The organism is Brevibacterium sp. MGP-B1, assembly GCF_057766545.1.
On the sequence record NZ_CM173407.1, the window covers coordinates 2,799,526 to 2,822,126 of the forward strand.

The window sequence follows — 22,601 nt, forward strand, 5'->3', positions numbered from 1 at the left end:
CGGCGGTGGTCCGTGCCTGTGATTCCACGCTATGACTCGCCGTCGTCGGGCACCTCCGCCGTGCGGATGAAATAGCAATCAGCCGCGCGGGCGAGAACGCTTCCGCAGGTGAGAATCGGAGATACGATGCGAACAGCACAGAATCAACGACGATTCGAATGAAGGAACATCACCATGTCCGAATATCCCCCGGACGCCCACCACCCCGCAGGCGTTCACAACTCCACCGGCAACCTGGCCGGCGACCACCTCTCCGATTCCGACCATCTGGCCGTCCTCGGCTACGAAGACTCCTTCGAACGGTCGATGAGTCCGTGGGCGAACTTCGCCCTCGGCTTCACCTACCTCTCCCCGCTCGTCGGTGTGTATTCGCTGCTGGCAGTGGCGCTCTCAACCGGTGGTCCGCCCTCTATCTGGTGGATCGTCATCGTCGCCTGCGGGCAGCTGCTCGTCGCCCTCGTCTTCGGCGAAGTCGTCTCCCAGTTCCCCATCGCCGGCGGGATCTACCCCTGGGCCAGACGACTGTGGAGCAAGCGGTATGCGTGGATGGCCGCCTGGGTCTACATCTGCGCCCTCATCGTCACGATCACCTCGGTGTCGGAGTTCGGGGCCGGATTCCTCGCGAGCCTCTTCGGGTTCGCTCTCAGCCGCAACACCACCCTCGTCCTCGCGCTGGCCCTGCTCGTGCTGGCGCTGGCGATCAACTTCTCTGGCACGAAGTGGTTGGCGCGCATCGCCCGCATCGGACTCTTCGCCGAACTCATCGGCGTCATCGGACTCGGCCTGTTTCTGCTCATCTTCGAACGCAAGCACAGCTTCTCCGTCTTCTTCGACACCATGGGCGCTGCCGGTGACGGCAGCTACCTGCCCGTGTTCATGGGAGCCGCCGTCGCCGGACTCTTCCTCTTCTACGGATTCGAAGCCTGCGGTGACGTCGCTGAGGAGGTCTCGAACCCCGCCCGCGGCATCCCGAAGGCGATGCTCATGACGATCTTCGTCGGCGCGGTCTCGGCCCTGTTCTCCTTCGGCGGCTATGTGCTCGCGGCACCGAATCTCGAGGAGATCGTCGCCGGTGAGGTCGCCGACCCGATTCCCGCGATCCTCGAGGGCAGCCTCGGTGCGGTGGGGGCGAAGATCTTCCTCGTCGTCGCTGTCCTCGCGTTCATCTCCTGCGTGCTCAGTCTGCAGGCCGCCGCATCGAGGTTGATCTTCAGCTTCGCCCGCGACGGGATGATGCCCGGGCACACATGGCTGTCGAAGGTCACCGACGGGACGAAGATCCCGCACAATGCGCTCATCGTCGCCTGCACTGCACCCGCACTGATCTGCGTACTCATCTGGTTCAACGACGGAATCCTCGTCGCCGTGACCTCGTTCGCGATCCTCGGTATCTACCTCGCATTCCAGATGGTCGTCCTCGGGGCACTGCGGCAGCGGCTGCGCGGGTGGAAGCCGGCGGGTCCGTGGTCGCTGGGCGGTTGGGGCATCATCGTCAATTTCGCCGCACTGGCCTACGGCATCTTCGCGATGATCCTGCTCTCCCTGCCCGGTGACTCCGGGTCGTTCTTCACAGACTGGATCGTGCTCATCGGCCTCGTCGTGGTGTTGGCGGTCGGGTTCATCTACCTGTTCACGGCACGTCCCGATCGGAAGTCCGATGCCCCGGAGGACGACGCCATCGCCGTCGCCGAGGCGATCCGGGCACACCGCGCGAAGCAGTAACTCACGCGGGCAGGGCGCGACCCCGGATCAGACCCCGAACTCTGGCGCGAAGGCCAGGGCGCCCGCAGGCACCTCGCCGGCCAGCGGCATCGCCATGAGCGCCTCGTCGGGAACGTCGACGTGCAGGGTGATGCCGAAGCCGGAGGCCGGTGTGAACCCGAAGCGCGGATAGTACTCGGCGTGGCCGAGGACGACGGCGAATGCCTCACCACGGCGGGCCGCCTCGGCGAGGAGCGTGTCGATGACCGCGGTGCCGGCGCCGGTCCGCTGGTGCTCGGGCCACACGGAACAGGGCGCAAGGCAGACCCCGGGAACCTCACCGACGAAGCACCGAGAGAGCATGGCGTGGGCGATGACTTCACCGTCGAGAACGCCGACGAACGACAGACCCTCGATCCCGCTGCCCGAGTCGCGGACGGCGTCGACGAGCTCTGCTTCGTCCACCTGGCCGAAAGCGGCTGCGGTCAGCGCGTGGATCGCGTCGATGTCGCCGGAATTCTCGGGGCGGATGATGAACTGAGGTGCGGGAGGATTCGTCACCGTCTCACGATAGCAATCGGCGGGGCCGCCTCGGCGAGACTCGAGCGCCTCAACCATCTCATTCACATAAAAATACATTCCCATGCATAACAATTCGACAATCGGCAGAGACTCACGTTACGCTTGTGACATGTCGAAAGTACTGTCTTCGCTCCCAGTCGGTGAGCACGTTGGAATCGCCTTCTCCGGCGGACTGGACACCTCCTGCGCGGTCGCGTGGATGCGCCACAAGGGCGCCATTCCGTGCACGTACACGGCCGACATCGGCCAGTACGACGAACCCGACCTCGAATCGGTGACCGATCGCGCCAAGGAATACGGTGCCGAAATCGCCCGCTTCGTCGACGCCAAGCGCCTGCTCGTCGAAGAAGGCTTCGTCGCACTCCAGTGCGGTGCGTTCAACGTCCGCTCCGGCGGCAAGACCTACTTCAACACCACTCCCCTCGGCCGCGCCGTCACCGGAACCATGCTGGTCCGCGCCATGAAGGAGGACGGCGTCGACATCTGGGGCGACGGCTCGACCTACAAGGGCAACGACATCGAGCGGTTCTACCGGTACGGCCTCATGGCCAACCCGAAGCTGCGCATCTACAAGCCCTGGCTCGACTCGGAGTTCGTCGACGAGCTCGGCGGCCGGCAGGAGATGAGCGAATGGCTCGTCGAACACGGCTACCCCTACCGCGATTCGGCCGAGAAGGCCTACTCGACGGATGCGAACATCTGGGGAGCCACTCATGAGGCGAAGACCCTGGAGTTCCTCGACGCCGGACTCGACATCGTCGAACCGATCATGGGCGTCGCCGCCTGGCGCGATGACGTCGAGGTCAAGTCGGAAGAGGTCTCGGTCCGCTTCGAAGCCGGCCGCCCCGTCGCCATCAACGGCGAAGTCTTCGACGATCCCGTTGCCCTGGTCTTCAAGGCCAACGAGATCGGCGGCCGCCACGGACTCGGCGTCTCCGACCAGATCGAGAACCGCATCATCGAGGCGAAGTCCCGCGGCATCTACGAGGCCCCGGGCATGGCCCTGCTGCACGTGACCTACGAACGCCTGCTCAACGCCATCCACAACGAAGACACCATCGCCCTCTACCACGAAGAGGGCCGCCGCCTCGGCCGCCGGATGTACGAGGGACGCTGGCTCGACCCGCAGTCGCTCATGCTGCGCGAGTCCATGCAGCGGTGGGTCGCCTCGGCGATCACCGGCGAGGTCACCCTGCGCCTGCGCCGCGGCGACGACTACACGATCGTCAACACCGAGGGCCCGAACCTGTCCTACCACCCGGAGAAGCTGTCGATGGAGCGTGTGGGCGACTCCGCCTTCGGCCCCGAGGACCGCATCGGCCAGATGACCATGCGCAATCTCGACATCGCCGATTCGCGTGCCCGCCTCGAGCAGTACGCGGCCATGGGCATCGTGTCCGGTCCGACCTCGGAGCTCGTGGGCTCGCTGGAGGCCGGAGGAGCCGAGGAGATCGCGAACTCCAACGCCGAGGTGGACGAGGCCAGCGACCTCGCCAACCTCTCCTCGGCCTTCGACGCCGGCACGGACTGAGGTCCCGCGTCGGACTGAGGTCCTGACCGGACACGGGGCCCGGACGGACTGGGGTCAGCCCGAACCGAAGGTCCCCAAAACTTCCGGAGACACTGCGCAGCATGAGACTCGCGGCCTCCGGTTGAGAACAGAAAACGGTCGACAGGCGCGCTCCTCGATCATCACGATCGACGGAGTCCGCCTGTCGGCCGTTTCGCATTCACTGCGATCTACAGCGCCTGTACCCACTGGTGGCGGGGCCATGGAATGATTCATTCCATGAATTCCGATTCCCGGAACAAGGCCCATACCCTCGCCGAGGCGGTCGACCGAGATCTGCGCGCCCGTGGCGGCAGCGAACGCGCCCAGAAGGAAAAGGCCTACCTCAAGAGCGAACTCCTCCATTACGGGGTGAGCGTCCCGTATACCCGAGCCGTCGTTTGGGCAATGCTGCGCGGGACGGCACTGGGCCACGATGAAGTCATCGAACTAGCCCGACTCCTCTGGGCCGCGCCGACTCCGCCAGATACCTCGGCCGCGAGCGCCGGGCCGACAGACACAGGTGAAGGGGCGACAAGCCACCTCACACCAGTCCACGAACGGCGCACCGCGGCGGCGATGGTGCTCATCCAGTCGAAGGACCGCCTCGGCGGCGGGGATGCGGATTTCATCGAGGGTATGCTCCGCGAGGCGAAGACTTGGGCGCTCGTCGACCCTCTGGCCGGGGACCTTGTCGGGCCGCTGAGCGAACGGGATACTGCCTTCGACCCCGTTCTCGAGCGCTGGGCGAGCGATGGGGATTTCTGGATTCGCCGCTCGGCACTATTGGCACATCTGGTCCCGCTGCGGCTCGGCCGCGGAGACTTCGACCGGTTCTCCCGATTCGCCGATGCGATGCTCGAGGAGAAGGAATTCTTCATCCGCAAGGCCATCGGCTGGGCACTGCGCGACACCTCGCGCAAACGTCCCGACCTCGTCTTCGACTGGATTCTCCCGCGCGCCCACCGCGCCTCTGGGGTGACGATCCGCGAGGCGGTCAAGCGGCTCTCACCTGAACAGAGGGAGTCTGTGCTCAACGCCAGGTGAACGACTGAGCAGATTCCCCGAGCACCGATGGCACGCCTCGCATCAGCTCTGTCGTGAATCTAAATGTCATGACAAATTGGTGCGCAGATTCTCTTTTGACATGACAAATTTGAGTGTAATGTGGTGAGCGCTTCAGACAGAAGGAAGCACAACGACCACCGTGTCAGGCGCACCTCGACCGATGCCCGACACCGTCCCCTCATGCTTCGAAGGAGAATCACCATGCCGCAGCGCCTCGGAATCGCTGTCATCGGAGCCGGAATGGCCGGACGCGCCCACGCCTCGGCCTGGCGCGCCGCGCCCACCGTCGGCACCGGCGAACTGCCGGACATCGAACTCGTCTCCGTCTGCGACATCGCCGGCGACCTCGCCGCCGCGACCGCAGCACGGTACGGCTATTCCCGTCACGACACCGACTGGCACGACATCGTCAACGCCACCGACGTCGACATCGTCAGCGTCGTCGTCGCGAACTCCCTCCATAAGGAGATCGTCGAGGCGCTGCTCGCCGCCGGCAAGCACGTCCTCTGCGAGAAGCCCCTGACCGACACCGTCGACGACGCCCGTGCGATGGTCGCCTCTGCCGACAGCGCCGACTCGATCGCCCGACTCGGCTTCACCTTCCGTCGCGCGCCCGGCCTCGCCGCGATCCGCGACCTCATCAACGACGGCACACTCGGAACGGTCAGTCACATCAACGCGTGGTACTGGACTGACTACGCCTGCTCCCCCACTGCTCCGATGAGCTGGCGTTACAAGGGCGAACTCGGCACCGGCGCCCTGGCCGATGTCGGCAGCCACCTCACCGACACCGTCGAATTCCTCGCCGGCCCCATCCAGTCGGTCTCCGGCGGACGCTTCCACACCGCGATCACCTCCCGCCCGCTGCCGCTGGGCCACGTCGTCGGCCACGACCACGTCGAGGTCAGCGACGAATACGAACCCGTCGGCAACGACGACTACGCGGGCTTCGGCGTCGAATTCCCTACCGGCTCGGGAGTCATCCAGGTCTCGCGCATCGCCGCCGGCCACCCCAACAGCCTCGGCGTCGAGGTCTTCTGCGCCAACGGATCGGCCAGCTTCGACTTCCGTTTCCCCGGCCAGATCGTGCTCAACCAGAGCATCGACGGCGCCGCCGCCACCGGACTGACGACGATCCAGCTCGGCCCCGACCACCCCTACATCGCCGACGGACTGCCCATGGCCGCCCCCGGCGTCGGAGTCGGACAGAACGACGGCTTCACCTTCCAGGCTCGCGCGTTCCTCGACGAGGTCGTCGGCCGTCCCGAAGCCGAATCGCTGCCGCGCTGCGCGCACTTCTCCGACGGCCTCCACGCCCTGCAGGTCCGCGATGCCGTCATCGCCTCGGCCAATGACAACGGAACCACGAAAGAGGTCACAGCATGAAGTACGGCGTCTACACGGCGATCCTCCACGATCGCCCGCTGCCGGAAGCTCTGTCCGTGATCAAGGGACTCGGTCTCGATGCTGCCGAGATCAACGTCGGCGGGTTCCTCCCGCCTGTGCACATGCCCACGATCGATGACATCCTCATCTCGGACGCTGCCCGAGACGAGTACCTCGGCACCTTCACCGAGGCGGGGGTCGAGCTGGCGGGTCTTAACGCCAACGGCAATCCCCTCCATCCGAATCCGGAGATCGGACCGCCGACTCTGGCCGACATCGAGCGGGCCATCAAGGTCGCGAATCGACTGGGCCAGACGCGCGTGGTGACGATGTCGGGTCTGCCCGGCGCCGAGTCCGCGGCCACCGTGCCGACCTGGATCGTCAACCCGTGGGAGTCGTCCTACCTCGACGTCCGCGACGCTCAATGGGAGGCCGCGACCCCGATCTGGCGCAACCTCGACCGCCTCGCCGCCGACAACGGTGTGAAGATCGCCATCGAGATGCACCCGCACAACCTCGTGTTCAACCCCGCCACCCTCGAACGCCTCGTCGAGACCATCGGCGCGACGAACGTCGGTGCGGAGATGGATCCCTCCCACCTCTTCTGGCAGGGTATCGATCCGGTCGCCGCGGTCGACCACCTCGGCGAGCTCGTTGTCCACGCCGCGGCCAAGGACGTGCGCATCAACGACGCCGCGAGGATCCACGGCGTCCTCGACGACCGCCACACCCGCTTCACCGGGGACCGGATCACGAACATCCGCGGCGGGGCGGCGATCAGCGCATGGCCCGAAGGTTCCGCGTGGGATTTCGTGGCGCTCGGCAAAGGCCACGACCAGGACTTCTGGAACCGATTCGTCGCCGCGCTGGCCCGAGTCGATCCGAACATGGCCGTGCACATCGAGCACGAGGACGAGTCCCTCGGACGGATCGAAGGACTGCAGACCGCCGCCGAGGTGCTGCTCACGGCCGCACACACCGTGCCGTCCCCCGTCTGACCGACACGGTCATGCAGTCTGCGTGCGACGCGCCCGACCGCGGCACAGCGACCGCGCCGACTGCGTGGCTGAAGAGTTCGGGGACCGCGACCCGCGCGGGTCACCGTCCCCGGACCCCGTCTGGCCGAGTAAGCTCGAGTCAGATTCCCCGACGAGGCAGGAGCCCATGGCACGCGAACCCGAGACCGAACTCCCTGCGGAGTTCTTCGGTCCCCTCGACCGCTCCCCCGGTGCCGCGCCGCTCTACACCCAGATCGCACGCAAGCTCGAAGGCGCCATCGCCGCCGGCACGCTCGTGGCCGGCACCCGGCTCGAGAACGAGGTCGCGATGGCCAAACGCATCGGGCTGTCCCGTCCGACGATCCGCCAGGCGATCCAGGACCTCGTCGACAAAGGTCTGCTGGTGCGCCGCCGCGGAATCGGCACGCAGGTGATCCAGCGCCCCGTTGCCCGGCCGGTCGACCTCACGAGTCTTTATGAGGACCTCGAGAAGTCCGGCAATCCGCCCTCGACTGTCGTGCTCTCGCATCGCGTCGAAGCCGCCGACGCCGAGGCGGCCGAACACCTCGGAGTCCCCATCGGCACACCCAGCCTCCACCTGCGGCGACTCCGTCTTGTCGGGTCGACACCGCTGGCGGTGCTGCACAATGTGCTGCCGGCTCCCTTCACCGACATCACCGCCGACGAGCTCGTGAGCACCGGTCTCTACGAGACCCTGCGGGCCCGCGGGGTCGTCTTCTCCGTCGCTCAGCAGCGCATCGGCGCGAAGGCAGCCGATTCCGCCGAGGCGGAACTGCTCGACATCGACACAGGCTCACCGCTGCTGACGATGAACCGCACGGCACTCGACCATTCGGGCACCATCGTCGAATGGGGCGACCACTGCTACCGGCCGGACCTCTACTCCTTCGAAACGACCCTCGTCTCGCGCTGAGACCTGCCGATCCGCGCCTCGGCGATGCCTGCGGCCGCGACATTCAGTCACTCCGCGTCCCGGCGCAGATGATTCAAAACCTCGTCGTCACGTTCACCATCGGCGCCCCACCCGCACACCCGCGTCGCACCCTCACACCCACCCGCCACCGCTGTGCCCGCGCCCGAGAAATTTCTCCCGCAAGGGGGTGACGGGGCACACGAACAGTGCTATTGTCATGACAAATACTTTGTCCTAACAAATACTCACAACGGCATCGCCGCCGTAGAGAAGGAAGCTCCACCATGACCTCCTCGCCGACTCCGGCTCCTCGGACCTCACCGTTCGACCTCATCACCATCGGGCGCATCGGCGTCGACATCTACCCGCTCCAGGACTCGGTCGGCCTCGAAGAGGTCGAGACCTTCGGCAAGTACCTCGGCGGGTCGGCCACGAACGTCGCCGTCGCCGCAGCCAAGCACGGCGTCGACGCTGCCGTCATCACCGCCACCGGCGACGACCCCTTCGGCCGCTACCTGCACAACGAGGTCGCCCGCCTCGGCGTCGACAACCGCTGGGTCGCCACGAACCCGAACTACAACACCCCCGTGACCTTCTGCGAGATCTTCCCGCCCGATGACTTCCCGCTCTACTTCTACCGCGATCCGAAGGCCCCCGACCTCGACCTCACCGAGGCCGACCTCGACCCCGAGCAGATCGCCTCGGCGAAGATCTTCTGGGCCACCGTCACCGGGCTGAGCGTCGAACCCAGCCGGGGCACCCACCATGCCGCGTGGGCGGCGCGGAATCGCGCCGGACACACCGTCCTCGACCTCGACTACCGCCCGATGTTCTGGGAGTCCCCCAAGATCGCCAGCGCCGAGGTGGCCCGTGCCCTCGAGCACGTCACCGTGGCCGTGGGCAACAAGGAGGAATGCGAAATCGCCGTCGGTGAGACCGAACCCGAACGCGCCGCCGACGCACTCCTCGAACGCGGCGTCGAACTCGCGATCGTCAAACAGGGCCCCAAGGGAGTGCTCGCGAAGACCGCCGACGAACGCGTCGAAGTTCCGCCCTACCCGGTCGACGTCACCAACGGCCTCGGCGCCGGAGACGGATTCGGCGGCGCCCTGTGCCGCGGACTGCTGGCCGGCTGGGACCTCGACTACCTGCTGCGCTTCGCCAATGTCGCCGGCGCGATCGTCGCCACCCGCCGCGAATGCTCGACCGCGATGCCCGCGACCGAGGAGATCACCGCCGTCATCGGCGAACCCACCGACTCCGCCGCCGTCGCGGCCGGCGCGAAGGGAGACCGCTCGTGACCACCGACGCCACCACGGCACAGACCTCGGCCTCGGCTTCCGCCTCGGCGACAGCGAGCCCCATCGTGACCACCGACGCCATCGCCGCACTCCGCGAGGCCCGCTTCACCGAGCCCGGTGCGATCACCCGCGCCTGGCAGTCCCGCTCCCGCCGCACGATCGCCGGTGACGACTCCCGACTCTTCATCGTCGCCGCCGACCACCCGGCCCGCGGAGCCATGAAGGTCGGCGACGACGCCCTGGCGATGGCCGACCGAGCCGACCTCGTCACCCGCCTGGCCACCGCGCTCTCGCGCCCGGGCGTCGACGGAGTCCTCGCCACCGCCGAGATCCTCGACGACCTCGCATTCCTCGGCCACCTCGAGAACAAGCTCGCCGTCGGATCGATGAACCGCGGTGGACTCGCCGGTTCGAGCTTCGAGATCGACGACCGCTTCACCGGCCACACCGTCGACCAGATGGCCCGCGACGGGATCGACCTGGCCAAGACGCTGCTGCGGATCAACCTCGGCGACCCGGCGACCGCCTCGGCGCTGGAAGCCAATGCCGACGCCGTCAATGCCTGCGCCGAGGCGAACCTGCCGGTCATGCTGGAGCCGTTCATGAACGAATGGGTCGACGGCAAGGTCCGCAACCAGCTGACCCCAGAGGCGGTCATCAACTCGATCGGCATCGCCCAGGGCCTCGGCGCGACGTCGACGCACACGTGGCTGAAGATCCCCGTCGTCGACGACATGGAGCGGGTCATGGCCGCGACCACGCTGCCCACGCTGCTGCTCGGCGGCGAACGCTCGAACGACCCCGAGGCGACCTTCCGCAGCTGGGCGAACGCCCTGGCCCTGCCCGGAGTCCGCGGACTCGTCATCGGCCGCTCGATCATCTACCCCGCCGACGGCGATGTCGTCTCGGCCGTCGACCGCGCCGCCGCTCTCGTCCACGGAGAAGAGAGGATCTGACATCATGATCAACGAATGGTTCCACACCGCAGGCTCCCTCGCCCGCGAGGGCTTCGACTCCGTCGTCGACGCCGACATCGACGGCTGGGCACACACCGGATTCCGGTCCGTGACCTTGGGTGATGCCTCCGCCCTCGCCGTCCCGTCCGCACCGCGCACGGCTGCCTCGGCGAATGACCAGCACCCCACCTCCATCGACCTGCCGGCCGCCGCGGTCGAACGGGTCCTCGTCCCACTCGCCGGTGAGTCCTTCACCGTCGACTACACCCTGGCCGACGGCACCACCGGCAGCCAGGCGCTGACCGGCCGGACCTCGGTCTTCCACGGCCCCGCCGACTGCCTCTATCTGCCCACCGGAGCGAGCGCCACCCTGACCTCCGCGACCGGGCGGATCGCCGTCGCCGAGGCGCCCACCACCGAGGCTCGCCCCGTCCAGTTCCTGCCCGCCGCCGAGGTGCCCGTCGAACTGCGCGGCTCGGGGATCTCGAGCCGCCAGGTCCACAACTTCGCGACCCCGGCCGGACTCGACTGTGTGAAGATCATCGCCTGCGAGGTGATCACCCCCGGCGGCAACTGGTCGTCCTATCCCCCGCACAAGCACGACGAGGCGATCCCCGGCTCCGAATCCCGACTCGAGGAGATCTACTACTTCGAGACCGCCGTCTCCAGGAACTCCCAGGCTCCGGCAGAGGCCGATCCGTTCTCCCTGTTCTCGACCTACTCCTCGGCCGCGGGAGAGATCACCACCTCGGCGACGGTGCGCACCGGCGACATCGCGCTCGTGCCCTACGGCTACCACGGCCCGCTGGCCGCAGCCCCCGGCTACGACAACTACTACCTCAACGTCATGGCCGGCCCCGATGAGGAACGGGTGTGGCTCATCAGCGACGATCCGGCCCACGGCTGGGTACGCGAGGAATGGGAGAACCTCGACTTCGACTCCCGCCTGCCCTACACGGCCGAGACATCCGCGACTTCGAAGGAGAAGTGACATGACGACAACGATGACGGTTGCACAGGCGCTCACGACGTTTCTGTCCCGCCAGTACACGGTCGACGGCGACGTCCGCCAGCGGACCATCGCCGGCATGTTCGGCATCTTCGGCCACGGCAATGTTGCGGGCATCGGCCAGGCTCTGCGCCAGCTCAGCCATGAGGAACCGGGCGCCATGCCCTACCACCAGGGCCGCAACGAGCAGGCCATGGTCCACCAGGCCGTGGGCTACGCCCGGATGAACCGCCGGCGTTCGACCTTCGCAGCGGCCGCCTCGGTGGGGCCGGGCGCGGCCAATATGCTCACCGGCGCGGCCCTGGCCACGGCCAACCGCATGCCGGTCCTGCTCCTGCCTTCGGACACCTTTGCCACCCGCGTCTCCGACCCGGTCCTCCAGCAGCTCGAACACCCTCATGACACATCACTGCAGGTCACGGATGCGTTCCGGCCGCTCTCCCGGTTCTTCGACCGGGTCGACCGTCCCGAGCAGCTCTTCTCCATCGCGCTGGCCGCGATGCGCGTGCTCACCGACCCGGCCGAGACCGGGGCCGTGACCATCGCCTTACCCGAGGACGTCCAGGCCGAAACCATCGATGTCCCGGAGGAGTTCCTCACCGAACGCGAATGGCACATCCGCCGCCCCCTGCCCGAACCCGGGCCGCTCGACCGCGCGGTCGAGGCGATCCGGAATGCGAAGGAACCGCTCATCATCGCCGGCGGCGGAGTCCTCTATTCCGAGGCCGAGAACGAACTCAAGTCCTTCGCCGAGGCGACCGGGATTCCCGTGGCCACCACCCAAGCCGGCGGCGGAGTCCTCGACCACGATCATCCGCTCAACCTCGGCGGGGTCGGTGCCACGGGATCGGCCGCCGCCAACCGGATCGCCTCCTCGGCGGACGTGATCATCGGCATCGGCACCCGGTACAGCGATTTCACGACCTCGAGCCGCACCGCCTTCGACAACCCGGACGTCAGCTTCGTCAATCTCAATGTCGCCGGTTTCGACGCCTACAAGCACGGCAGCCGGTACCCGCTCATCGCCGATGCACGGGCCGGTCTGCTGGGACTGCACGAGCGCCTCGGCGGCTTCCGTGTCGATGACGCGCTCACACGGAAGGCCGAGACGGAGAAGGCGAACTGGACCGCCGAGGTCGACGCCTCCACCGCGCCCACCGACGTCGAACTGCCCGGTCAGCCCGAGATCATCGGCGCCGTCAACCGCGCCACGGGACCGCGCGACGTCGTCGTCCAGGCCGCGGGCTCACTGCCCGGTGACCTGCAGAAACTCTGGCGGACCCGCGATGCGCTGGGCTATCACGTCGAATACGCGTTCTCCTGCATGGGCTACGAGATCGCCGGCGGACTCGGCGTGCGGCGAGCCATCGACGCCGCCGGGGATGACCGGGACGTCGTCGTCTTGGTCGGCGACGGGTCCTACCTCATGCTGCACACCGAGCTGCTGACCGCGGTCGCCGAAGGGCTCAAGCTCATCGTCGTCCTCATCCAGAACCACGGCTACGCCTCGATCGGGCACCTGTCCGAAACGGTCGGCGCGCCGCGCTTCGGCACCTGGTACCGCAAGTACGACGCCGACGACCCCGAGTTCCGCACCGACGAGATCCTACCCGTCGACCTCGCCGCGAACGCCCGCTCCTACGGCATCGATGTCGTCGAGATCGAGCCGGGAAACTCGGCCAGCACCCGACTCGCCGAGGCGGTCGAAGCCGCCCGTGCCTCCGAGTCCTCCACGCTCATCCACATCAACTCCGACCCCTTGGTCTACGCGCCGGACGGCGAGGGCTGGTGGGACGTGCCCGTCGCTGCCACCTCGACGATGGACGAGACACAGGACGCCCGCACCGCCTATGAGGAGGAGCGCAGCACGCAGCGTCCGCTGCTCTGACCGCGTTCAGATCACCTGCACATCACGCAACCCGACGCGGCCCCGCCCTCGATTCAGAACAACACCACCGACACCAAGGATTCACCCATGACGACGCAGTCACTTCGCATCGGCACCGCCCCCGACTCCTGGGGAGTCTGGCTGCCCGACCACCCCGGCCAGGTTCCCTGGCAGCGCTTCCTCGACGAGGTGGTCGAAGCCGGCTACACCTGGATCGAACTCGGTCCCTACGGCTACCTGCCCACTGACCCGAACCAGTTGCGCGAGGAGCTCGGCAGCCGGGGTCTCAAGCTCTCCGGCGGGACCGTGTTCACGGGGTTCCACAAAACCGATGACCAGTTCGACCGAGCCTGGAAGCAGGCCGAAGCAGTCGCTGCTCTGACCGCCGATCTCGGAGGCGAGCACATCGTCGTCATCCCCGACCTGTGGCGTTCGGACACGACCGGGCAGGCACTGGAACCGCGCACCCTCGACGACGAGCAGTGGGCCCGCATGGCCGCCGGCCACGACGCCCTCGGCAAGGCACTGCTGGAGGAGTTCGGTCTCCACCAGCAGTTCCATTCCCACGCGGACTCCCATGTCGGCACTCATTCCGAGGTCGAACGCTTCCTCGAGCTCACCGATGAGCGCTTCACGAACCTCTGCCTCGACACCGGACATTTCTCCTACTACGGAGGCGACAACCTGAAGCTCATCCAGGACCACCCGTCCCGGATCGGCTACCTCCACCTCAAGCAGGTCGATCCGGTGAAGATCTTCGACGTGCTCAAATCCGATGCTCCGTTCGGAGACGCGGTGGCCGACGGGATCATGGTCGAACCCGATCAGGGCATTCCGCCGCTCGACCCGATCATCGACGCCGTCGCCGCCCTCGATGAGAACATCTTCGCCATCGTCGAACAGGACATGTTCGGCTGCAGCGTCGATGCCCCCTTCCCGATCGCCCAGCGCACCCTTGAGACCATCCTCGGTTCGACGAAGGCAGCCGTCGTCGACCACTGAGCGTTCCTCGACGAACAGCACCCACAGCACCTCAGCACACAGACACACCACCACAGACACACAGGAGTGAGAATGACCGCTACGGACCAGCCGCAGGACTTCAGAGTCGGCGTCGTCGGCGCCGGAATGATGGGCGCTGACCACGTCAAGCGCATCACCTCGACGATCAGCGGCGCCCGCGTCTCGGTGATCGTCGACCCCGATGATGCCCGGCTCGCCGCGGCTCTCGAGAACGCTCCCGGCGCGGTCGGCTACACGCGGATCGAAGATGCTCTTGAGGCAGGTGCCGTCGACGGCGTCCTCATCGCCACCCCAGGCTTCCTCCACGAGCAGGTCCTCCTGCCCAGCCTCGAGGCCGGGCTGCCGATCCTCTGCGAGAAGCCCCTGACGCCGGATCCGGAATCGTCGTGGCGGATCCTCGAGGCCGAACAGGCCACGGGACGCCACCTCATCCAGGTCGGCTTCATGCGCCGCTTCGACCCCGAGTACCGGCAGCTGCGCGACCTCGTCGAGACTGCGGACGCCGGCGAGCTCCTTATGCTCCGCTGCGCCCACCGCAATCCAGCGGTTCCGGAGAGCTACGTGCAGGAGATGCTCATCAACGACTCGGTCGTCCATGAGTTCGATGTCGTTCCTTGGTTGGCCGGCTCCCCCATCGTCTCGCTCGAGGTCAAGCACGCTCGCCGCAACCGGCTCACGCCTGAACGTCTCAAGGAGCCGATCCTCGTGCTCATGGAGCTTGAGAACGGAGTGCTCGTCGACCTCGAGATGAACGTGAGCATCCAGTTCGGCTATCAGGTGACCACCGAGGCGGTCTTCGACTCCGGAATCGCCAGGATCGGCGAGGCTCACGGTCTGCAGCTGTGGCACCAAGGTCGCTCCGGCCTGGCCGAGCACGCCGACTTCACCACCCGCTTCGCCGCCGCCTACGACAACCAGGTGCAGTCCTGGGTCGACGCGGCCAGGCAGGGAACCATCGCCGGGCCTTCGGCCTGGGACGGCTACAGGGTGGCCGTGGCCTGCCAGGAAGGTGTCGCCTCTCTTCTCGACGGCAAACCCCGCACGCTCGACATCCCCGAGACTCCCGCTTTCTACCTCTGACCGACAACCCGCCCACTGGATCACCTGGAGCACCGATGAAGATCGCCTACGATCCCACCCCGCTGCATCACACGCACCGACTGCTCGACTTCCCAGCCGCCACGGCGGACCTCGGGTTCGAACACCTGCAGCTGACACCGCACCCGGATTTCGCGACCCACTTCCGCTACCCGAAGATGGACCGCGGCCTCATCCGCCGATTCGCCCAGGCCGTCGACGCCGCAGGCATCACAGTGCCGGCCCTGCTGCCGGTGCAGCGGATCTCCTGGCCCGACGAAGCCAAGCGCGTGGCAGCGGTGAAGAACTTCCGCCGCATCATCGAGATCGCCGTCGATCTCGGTGTGGACAGCATCAACACCGAGTTCAGCGGCCGGCCGGAAGCGTTCGAGGATTCCGAGGAATCGTTCTACCGGTCGATGGACGAGCTGCTTCCGGTCGTTGAGAAGGAAGGGCTGCGGCTCAACTTCGACCCGCATCCCGACGACTTCGTCGAAGACGGCCACGAGGCATGGCGGGTCCTGCGCGGACTCGACTCCGAATCCATCGGCTTCGTCTACGTCGCCCCGCATACGTTCCACTACGGTGACTGCCTCGAGACCCTCGTCGACGAACTCGGCGAGCGCCTCCGGGCGGTCTACATCTCCGATGCCTACGATCACCGGGCTTCACACGGACTGCGGTACATCGCGAACCCGCCGACCACCTCGGCGCGGGTGCATCAGCATCTCAAGGCCGGCGACGGGGACGTCGACTTCGACGCACTGTTCGATGTCCTCGACCGGACCGGATTCCTCGGACGTAAGGACGGACTCATCGTGTCAAACGTCTTCGCCGAGAACGAGAACAACGAAGCGGTCAGCCGCTTCCAGAAGCAGCGCATCGACGAACTCATCGCCGCGCGCGGAGGTGGCGCGAACTGACCACCGACTGAGCGAACCACCCCGACCCTGCCCCAATTCCCTACCCCCGCCAGCTCTTCAGGCGACTACGTTCCACCAGTTCTTCGCACCAGACCAGCCCCGAATCCCCGGGGAGGACAACCGACGAGGACCGCGGCGCTCACGCGCCCTCGGACAGTTCGACGATCAACCATCGAGACGAGCGGGCACCGACGCGATCAGACATCGCATCAACCCGTCCCCGAGGCGATCAGTCATTCAAAGGAGAGTGAACCATGAGCAGTCAACCCAAATCCCTGGTGGATCTGCCACCGGACACCAAAGGCCCGCACACCTCACGTCTGGGCATCATCGCCGTCGTCGCCACGTTCGGCGGCCTGCTGTTCGGATACGACACCGGTGTCGTCAACGGCGCGCTCGAGCCGCTCACCCACGACTTCGGCCTGACGCCGCGGACGGAGGGACTCGTCGTCAGCTTCCTCACGATCGGAGCGGCCTTCGGCGCCGTCATCGGCGGACGCCTCTCGGATGCGTTCGGCCGACGTTCGAATATCCTGCTGCTGGCCTGCTTCTTCATTGTCGGCACCCTGGCCTGCGCCCTGTCACCGAACTGGCAGTTCCTTGCCGGAGCACGCTTCGTCCTCGGTCTGGCTGTCGGAGCCGCCTCGACGACGGTGCCCGTCTACCTCGCCGAACTCGCCCCCTTCGAAAAGCGCGGATCTCTCGTCACCCGAAACGAGGTGATGATCGTCGTCGGACAGTTCGCGGCCTTCGTCATCAACGCCGTCATCTTCAACATCTGGGGCGAGCACGAGGGTGTGTGGCGCTATATGCTCTCCGTCGCGGTGCTGCCCGCCATCGCACTGCTCATCGGCATGCTCTTCCTCCCGGAGAGCCCACGCTGGCTGATCTCGAAGAAGCGCGAAGAGCAGGCCCTCGGCGTGCTCAAACAGGTGCGTTCGCAGGAACGCGCCGAGGCGGAGATGCGCGAAGTGGAGATCCTCGCCGAACAGGAGGAAGTCGCCAAGACCGGCGGCGTAACCGATCTCGCCTCGAAGTGGGTGCTGCGACTCGTCCTCATCGGTGTCGGTCTCGGCGTCGCGCAGCAGCTGACCGGAATCAACTCGGTGATGTACTACGGCACCCAACTGCTCACCGATGCCGGATTCTCCGCCGAATCCGCAATCATCGCGAACACCTTCAACGGACTGTTCTCCGTCCTCGGCGTGACGGTCGGCATCTTGCTCATCAACAAGCTGCCGCGCCGGTTCATGCTCCTCGGCGGATTCACGCTCACAAGCTCCTTCCATCTGCTCATCGGCCTCTCCGCAGTGTTCCTGCCCGAGGGAACCTTCAAGGCATATGCGATCCTCGTCTTCGTTGTGCTCTTCGTCTTCTCGATGCAGGGAACGCTCGGACCGTTGGTATGGCTCATGCTCGCCGAGATCTTCCCGCTGAAGATACGCTCGTTCGCCATGGGCATCTGCGTCTTCGCCCTGTGGCTGGCTAATGCCGCAGTCGCACAGTTCTTTCCGAGCGTGGTCAGCGGGTTGGGTATCGCGAACACATTCTTCCTCTTCGCCGGGCTCGGAGTGCTCGCGCTCATCTTCATCTACTGCTTCGTTCCCGAGACACGCAACAAGACCCTTGAGGACCTCGAAGCCGAGTTCCGCACGAAGTACGGTGAGTGACGTGAGAAGCCTGTTCTGCACCCCGCTTCCGGCGCTGCTCTGCCCGACGACCGCAGCAATCCCATCGCCCACCCTCTCCAATGAAGGAGTCCATCATGTCGATCCTCGTCGCCGTCACTGACCGCGCAGAAGGCGCGGCGGCCGTCGCAGCCGCCATCGCCGAAGCGAAACTCTTCGACACCGACCTCGTCATCGTCCCCCTCGGCATCGCAGCAGACTTCGACACGTCCGCGCTCGAGGACAGCGGAATCAGCTATACCGTCGTCGCCCGCAAGGGCCGCGGCGATCGTGATCCCGCCGAAGCGGTCCTCGACGAACTCGACGACCGTTCGGACGTCGACCGGCTCGTCATCGGAATGCGACGCCGGTCCCGGGTCGGCAAGATGCTCATCGGATCGATCAGCCAGAGGCTGCTCCTCGACTCTCCGGTCCCGGTCCTCGCCGTCAAAGGCTGAGACCACCGTCCGGCCTGCCCTGCTTCCTCGCCCCACATCTCAGGACGCTGATCAGTCGGGCAGGCATGTCCTTCAAGGGCGACGCGGCAAACCGCTACTCCGCGTTCCACAGTGCCCGGTAGTACCGGATCCGCTCAGCGTCAGGTTCGACTCCGTACGTTTCCCAGAACAGGGATTCGTCGTAGTCGACGTAGTTCCAGTTGAACGACATCGTGGCGACTGCCAGGTCGGCCCAGCGGTCAGCGACTCCCAATCTCTGCATGTCGACGTTGGCGAGGAAGCTCCCGTCCTCGTTGAGCAGGGTGTTCGGTGCGCAAGGGTCCCCATGGCACACGACGAGGCGATCGATGTCCGGGGCGAGGCCGAGCTCGCCGGCCGCGACTGGGCCGAACTCGGAAGCCGAGGTCGCTAGTCCCGTCGCAGCAGCCTCGGCGTCGATGGTCTGTAGTCGATCCTCGATCGACCACGTCCACGGGCATTCGTCGATGGGAAGGCTGTGCAGGGCACGCAGACCGTGGGCGATCGCCACGATGGTCCGGTTCGCCTCGGCGCTGTTGCGCGGGTGGACGGCATTCGTGCCGGACAGCGCTTCGGTGATGAGGTATTCGACGGTCCTGCCATCGAAGTTCCGACGCATGTGCTCGACGACCGTCGGCACCGGATGTCGGCAGTGAAGCCATCGCAGCTTCTCCGCTTCCAGTGCAAGATCCTCGGTGCTCGGCAGCAGGTTGCGTTTGAGGTACCTGGTGCGGTGGACGGTCTCGAAACGCACAGTCAGCCCACCCGTCTGGTTGAGCCACACCGGAGTAGGGTCGGACTCGGTCAGCTCGAGGACGTCCTCGGGGATCACATAGTCAGCGGGGACAGTGCTGGCTGGACGGATCATCATTCCTCCACCACCACTCCGACGTTCGTCACGTTCGCTGTCCTCATCGTTCAATCGGCAGACAGCCTACCGCCCTCTGTCTCCACCCCTGCCGACCGGAGGGTGGCCGGGCAGTTGTCGTGCCGCGTCCTCGGGGTTGCCGGTCAGCTCGACGACTCCGCGATCGAGCGCGGCCTTGGCCAGTTGCGGATACCCCGCCGCCGAGGCGGCCCGAGCGATCGCCTCGACCGCCGACCTCGCGGACTGCCGACCGGTCCCTGAGAACCAGATCCAGCGGCCGTCGATCGACCGTGGAATCGGGTCGAGGGCCAGTGTGAAACGTCTGCGTCCGCGCCTGGCGTCCTCGGCCGAGCAGGCGACGAAGTGGACACCGTTCTTCGTCCACCACGACGCTCGCAGAGTCGACTGAGCGATCTGTCCCTGGAGTCCGATCTCTTTGAGATATCTGTTCGCACCGGCGACCCCGGCGATGCTGCCGGGCGTGATCTGCTGATAGGGAATGGCGTAGGGACGAATCCCCGGGGCGATGGAGCCGACAAGGATCCCTCGTTCGCAGACGATGAGCCGCTCACCCGAGAGATAGAGAAGGATCAGACCGAACATCACCGCGAAGATGACGCCCGGAGCAATCGCCAGCAGCGGCGTCTCCCCGGGGTTGATGAATGTCAGAGCTGTGAAGAGCATCCACCCGAGGACGAACCCCGACACCGTCTTCGGCCCTGGGCGGTCGGCGAACACCTCGATGACCTCACCGAGTTCTTCACGATGGCGACGGGCTTTCCGCATCTCAGCACCCAACAGACCCCCAACCTTCGGATCGACGCCCGGATCAGCCTGACTCCAGGCACACGAAAAAGTCCCTCACCAGCAATCCTGCCAGGTGAGGGACTCTCCTTCTGTGCGCCACGAGGGATTCGAACCCCCAACCTTCTGATCCGTAGTCAGATGCTCTATCCGTTGAGCTAGTGGCGCATGTCGCTCGGACTCACGCCCTGCAACTCGAACAACTATACACACCAGTTTCACTGAAGCTCAAATCGCACCCACGTGCGCTTCGCCACATTCGCACTCACGGTCAGAGCCACCTCGGCGAGAGGGGATGAAATCGCAGATTTCAGCCGTCGATCATCGCCGAAACAAACCGTCAATCACTTGAAACGATACGTCATCCGATTGCTGCTTTTACGTCAATGACCCTCTGGCTGTGATCCAATGCACATCTTCGAGTGACCGAAACGCGCGTTTTTCGCTTCCGCTCCCATCCTACGGTGGATATGTACCAACCGCTCGACGGACGCCAGCCGCCGGAGACGAAACCCCACACCCGATTGACCAGGAGACCACTCATGACTGTCCTCGACCATGATGTCGTCGCTGACCAGCTGAAGAACGCACCGACCGAGAACAAGTCAGTGCTCTCGTTCGTCAGCCGGGTCGCCGCCCTGACCACCCCGGACGACATCGTCTGGATCGATGGTTCCGAAGCACAGAAGAACGAGATCGCTGAGAAGCTCGTCGAAGCCGGCACCATCCAGCGCGTCAACGGCACCAAGGACTCCTACTACGCGGCCTCCGACCCCGAGGACGTCGCCCGCGTCGAGGGCCGGACCTACATCTGCTCCGAAGACGAGAAGGATGCCGGTCCGCTCAACAACTGGGTCGCTCCCGCGGAGATGAAGGAGACGCTCAACGGTCTGTTCGAGGGCGCGATGCGCGGACGCACCATGTACGTCATCCCCTTCGTCATGGGCCACGCCGAGGCGGACCAGCCGATGTTCGGCATCGAGGTCACCGATTCGGCCTACGTCGTCCTCTCCATGCTCGTCATGGCTCGCTCGGGCAAGTACGCCCTCGATGCGATCGATGCCCAGGACGCGAAGTTCGTCGAGTGCGTCCACTCCGTCGGCGCTCCGCTGGAAGAGGGACAGGAAGACGTCGCCTGGCCCTGCAACACCACCAAGTACATCACCCACTTCCCCGAGGATCGCGCCATCTGGTCCTTTGGTTCCGGCTACGGCGGCAACGCGCTGCTGGGCAAAAAGTGCTACGCGCTGCGCATCGCCTCCGCAATCGCCCGCGACGAAGGCTGGCTGGCCGAGCACATGCTCATCCTCAAGCTGACGAACCCCGAAGGAGTCGTCAAGTACGTCGCCGCCGCATTCCCCTCGGCCTGCGGCAAGACGAACCTCGCCATGATCGAACCGACCATCCCCGGCTGGAAGGCCGAGACCCTCGGTGACGACATCGCATGGATGCGCTTCGGCGAAGACGGCCAGCTCTACGCCGTCAACCCCGAATTCGGACTCTTCGGAGTCGCCCCGGGCACCGGTTACACCACGAACCCCACCGCGATGCGCGCCATCGAGGCAGGCGGCAACATCTTCACCAACGTCGCGCTGACCGACGACGGTGACGTGTGGTGGGAAGGCAAGACCGACGAGGCACCTGCCCACCTCACCGACTGGAGGGGCAACGACTGGACCCCCGAGTCCGACACCCCGGCCGCTCACCCGAACTCGCGCTTCTGCACCCCGATCGCGAACGTGCCGACCCTGGCTCCCGAGTGGACCAACCCGAACGGTGTGCCGATCTCGGCCATCCTCTTCGGCGGTCGCCGCAAGACCACGATGCCGCTCGTGACCGAGACCAAGGACTGGACCCACGGAGTGTTCATGGGCTCGGTGCTCTCCTCGGAGACCACCGCAGCTGCCACCGGTGCCGTCGGCGTCGTCCGCCGCGATCCCATGGCGATGCGTCCCTTCATCGGCTACAACGTCGATGACTACCTGCAGCACTGGATCGACATCGGCAACACCGAGGGTGCCCAGCTGCCGAAGATCTTCTACGTCAACTGGTTCCGCCGCGACGACGACAACTCGTTCCTGTGGCCCGGATTCTCCGAGAACTCGCGCGTTCTCAAGTGGGTCTTCGAGCGCGTCACCGGCACCGCCGATGCTCAGGAATCCCCGCTCGGCCTCACCCCAGTCGAAGGCGGCCTGGACACCGAGGGCCTCGACTTCACCGACGAGCAGCTGCGCAAGGCTCTCGCCATCAAGCCCGAAGAGTGGGAGACCGAACTCGGCCTCATCGAGGAATGGTACGCCGAGCTCGGCGATTCGGTCCCGGCCGAACTCCGCGCCGAGGTCGACAACCTCCGCCAGCGCCTCGGCCTCGCCTGAGCCGTTTGGCTGAGTT

General features: G+C 66.0%; 19 protein-coding genes and 1 tRNA gene. 16 read left to right on the forward strand and 4 right to left on the reverse strand.

The features are described from left to right. Positions 1 to 174 precede the first annotated feature (174 nt). Positions 175 to 1,722 (forward strand): APC family permease, encoded by a 1,548-nt coding sequence (locus tag AC3CD9_RS12790; protein WP_488364220.1) that lies wholly within the window; start codon positions 175 to 177, stop codon positions 1,720 to 1,722. Positions 1,723 to 1,749: 27 nt separating this feature from the next. On the opposite strand, the gene AC3CD9_RS12795 is transcribed toward AC3CD9_RS12790, so the two are convergent. Next, positions 1,750 to 2,262 carry a GNAT family N-acetyltransferase gene (locus AC3CD9_RS12795; protein WP_488364221.1) on the reverse strand — a complete coding sequence of 171 codons (513 nt, stop codon included), beginning with the start codon at positions 2,260 to 2,262 and terminating at the stop codon, positions 1,750 to 1,752. A 130-nt stretch (positions 2,263 to 2,392) separates the two neighbouring features. Between AC3CD9_RS12795 and argG the strand changes: the two genes are divergently transcribed. The 14 genes from argG to AC3CD9_RS12865 all read left to right on the forward strand — a co-directional run bounded on the left by argG (position 2,393) and on the right by AC3CD9_RS12865 (position 18,520). Beyond that, entirely contained in the window at positions 2,393 to 3,814 is a 1,422-nt protein-coding gene (argG, locus tag AC3CD9_RS12800) for an argininosuccinate synthase (protein WP_139467983.1), read from the forward strand. A 258-nt stretch (positions 3,815 to 4,072) separates the two neighbouring features. After that, a complete protein-coding gene (locus AC3CD9_RS12805) occupies positions 4,073 to 4,879 on the forward strand; it encodes a DNA alkylation repair protein (protein WP_488364223.1) in 807 nt (268 codons plus the stop codon). Between the two features lie 222 nt (positions 4,880 to 5,101). Beyond that, the gene (locus tag AC3CD9_RS12810) at positions 5,102 to 6,286 is read left to right on the forward strand and encodes a Gfo/Idh/MocA family protein (RefSeq protein WP_488364224.1); all 1,185 of its coding nucleotides are present in this window, start codon (positions 5,102 to 5,104) and stop codon (positions 6,284 to 6,286) included. After that, on the forward strand, positions 6,283 to 7,284 hold the full coding sequence (locus AC3CD9_RS12815; protein WP_488364225.1) for a sugar phosphate isomerase/epimerase family protein: 1,002 nt from the start codon (positions 6,283 to 6,285) through the stop codon (positions 7,282 to 7,284). The genes AC3CD9_RS12810 and AC3CD9_RS12815 overlap by 4 nt, the downstream gene beginning before the upstream one ends. A gap of 166 nt (positions 7,285 to 7,450) precedes the next feature. Further along, entirely contained in the window at positions 7,451 to 8,218 is a 768-nt protein-coding gene (locus AC3CD9_RS12820; RefSeq protein ID WP_181270821.1) for a GntR family transcriptional regulator, read from the forward strand. A gap of 284 nt (positions 8,219 to 8,502) precedes the next feature. Beyond that, positions 8,503 to 9,519, forward strand: a complete 1,017-nt coding sequence (gene iolC / locus AC3CD9_RS12825; RefSeq protein ID WP_488364226.1) for a 5-dehydro-2-deoxygluconokinase — start codon at positions 8,503 to 8,505, stop codon at positions 9,517 to 9,519. A 65-nt stretch (positions 9,520 to 9,584) separates the two neighbouring features. Continuing rightward, positions 9,585 to 10,475, forward strand: a complete 891-nt coding sequence (locus AC3CD9_RS12830; protein WP_488367552.1) for a class I fructose-bisphosphate aldolase — start codon at positions 9,585 to 9,587, stop codon at positions 10,473 to 10,475. A gap of 4 nt (positions 10,476 to 10,479) precedes the next feature. Further along, positions 10,480 to 11,466, forward strand: a complete 987-nt coding sequence (gene iolB / locus AC3CD9_RS12835) for a 5-deoxy-glucuronate isomerase (protein ID WP_488364227.1) — start codon at positions 10,480 to 10,482, stop codon at positions 11,464 to 11,466. 1 nt (position 11,467) lies between these two features. Continuing rightward, positions 11,468 to 13,372, forward strand: coding sequence for a 3D-(3,5/4)-trihydroxycyclohexane-1,2-dione acylhydrolase (decyclizing) (iolD, locus tag AC3CD9_RS12840; RefSeq protein WP_488364228.1), 1,905 nt, complete (start codon positions 11,468 to 11,470; stop codon positions 13,370 to 13,372). 87 nt (positions 13,373 to 13,459) lie between these two features. After that, positions 13,460 to 14,374, forward strand: coding sequence for a sugar phosphate isomerase/epimerase family protein (locus tag AC3CD9_RS12845; protein WP_488364230.1), 915 nt, complete (start codon positions 13,460 to 13,462; stop codon positions 14,372 to 14,374). A gap of 72 nt (positions 14,375 to 14,446) precedes the next feature. Further along, positions 14,447 to 15,475: a Gfo/Idh/MocA family protein gene (locus tag AC3CD9_RS12850; RefSeq protein ID WP_488364231.1), complete on the forward strand. Its 1,029-nt coding sequence runs from the start codon at positions 14,447 to 14,449 to the stop codon at positions 15,473 to 15,475. Positions 15,476 to 15,510: 35 nt separating this feature from the next. Next, positions 15,511 to 16,395 (forward strand): sugar phosphate isomerase/epimerase family protein, encoded by an 885-nt coding sequence (locus tag AC3CD9_RS12855; RefSeq protein ID WP_488364232.1) that lies wholly within the window; start codon positions 15,511 to 15,513, stop codon positions 16,393 to 16,395. Positions 16,396 to 16,649: 254 nt separating this feature from the next. Next, the gene (locus tag AC3CD9_RS12860; RefSeq protein ID WP_488364233.1) at positions 16,650 to 18,065 is read left to right on the forward strand and encodes a sugar porter family MFS transporter; all 1,416 of its coding nucleotides are present in this window, start codon (positions 16,650 to 16,652) and stop codon (positions 18,063 to 18,065) included. Positions 18,066 to 18,160: 95 nt separating this feature from the next. Then, a complete protein-coding gene (locus AC3CD9_RS12865) occupies positions 18,161 to 18,520 on the forward strand; it encodes a universal stress protein (protein WP_488364234.1) in 360 nt (119 codons plus the stop codon). A 94-nt stretch (positions 18,521 to 18,614) separates the two neighbouring features. Here AC3CD9_RS12865 and AC3CD9_RS12870 read toward each other — a convergent pair whose 3' ends face one another. From AC3CD9_RS12870 to AC3CD9_RS12880, 3 genes are all read right to left on the reverse strand, one after another. Then, positions 18,615 to 19,406, reverse strand: coding sequence for a phosphotransferase (locus AC3CD9_RS12870; RefSeq protein WP_488364235.1), 792 nt, complete (start codon positions 19,404 to 19,406; stop codon positions 18,615 to 18,617). A 66-nt stretch (positions 19,407 to 19,472) separates the two neighbouring features. Next, positions 19,473 to 20,192 (reverse strand): hypothetical protein, encoded by a 720-nt coding sequence (locus tag AC3CD9_RS12875; protein WP_488364236.1) that lies wholly within the window; start codon positions 20,190 to 20,192, stop codon positions 19,473 to 19,475. Positions 20,193 to 20,305: 113 nt separating this feature from the next. After that, positions 20,306 to 20,378 (reverse strand) — tRNA-Arg (locus AC3CD9_RS12880). 374 nt (positions 20,379 to 20,752) lie between these two features. Between AC3CD9_RS12880 and AC3CD9_RS12885 the strand changes: the two genes are divergently transcribed. Continuing rightward, complete coding sequence (locus AC3CD9_RS12885; RefSeq protein WP_488364238.1) at positions 20,753 to 22,585, forward strand: phosphoenolpyruvate carboxykinase (GTP); 1,833 nt, start codon at positions 20,753 to 20,755, stop codon at positions 22,583 to 22,585. Positions 22,586 to 22,601 lie beyond the last annotated feature (16 nt).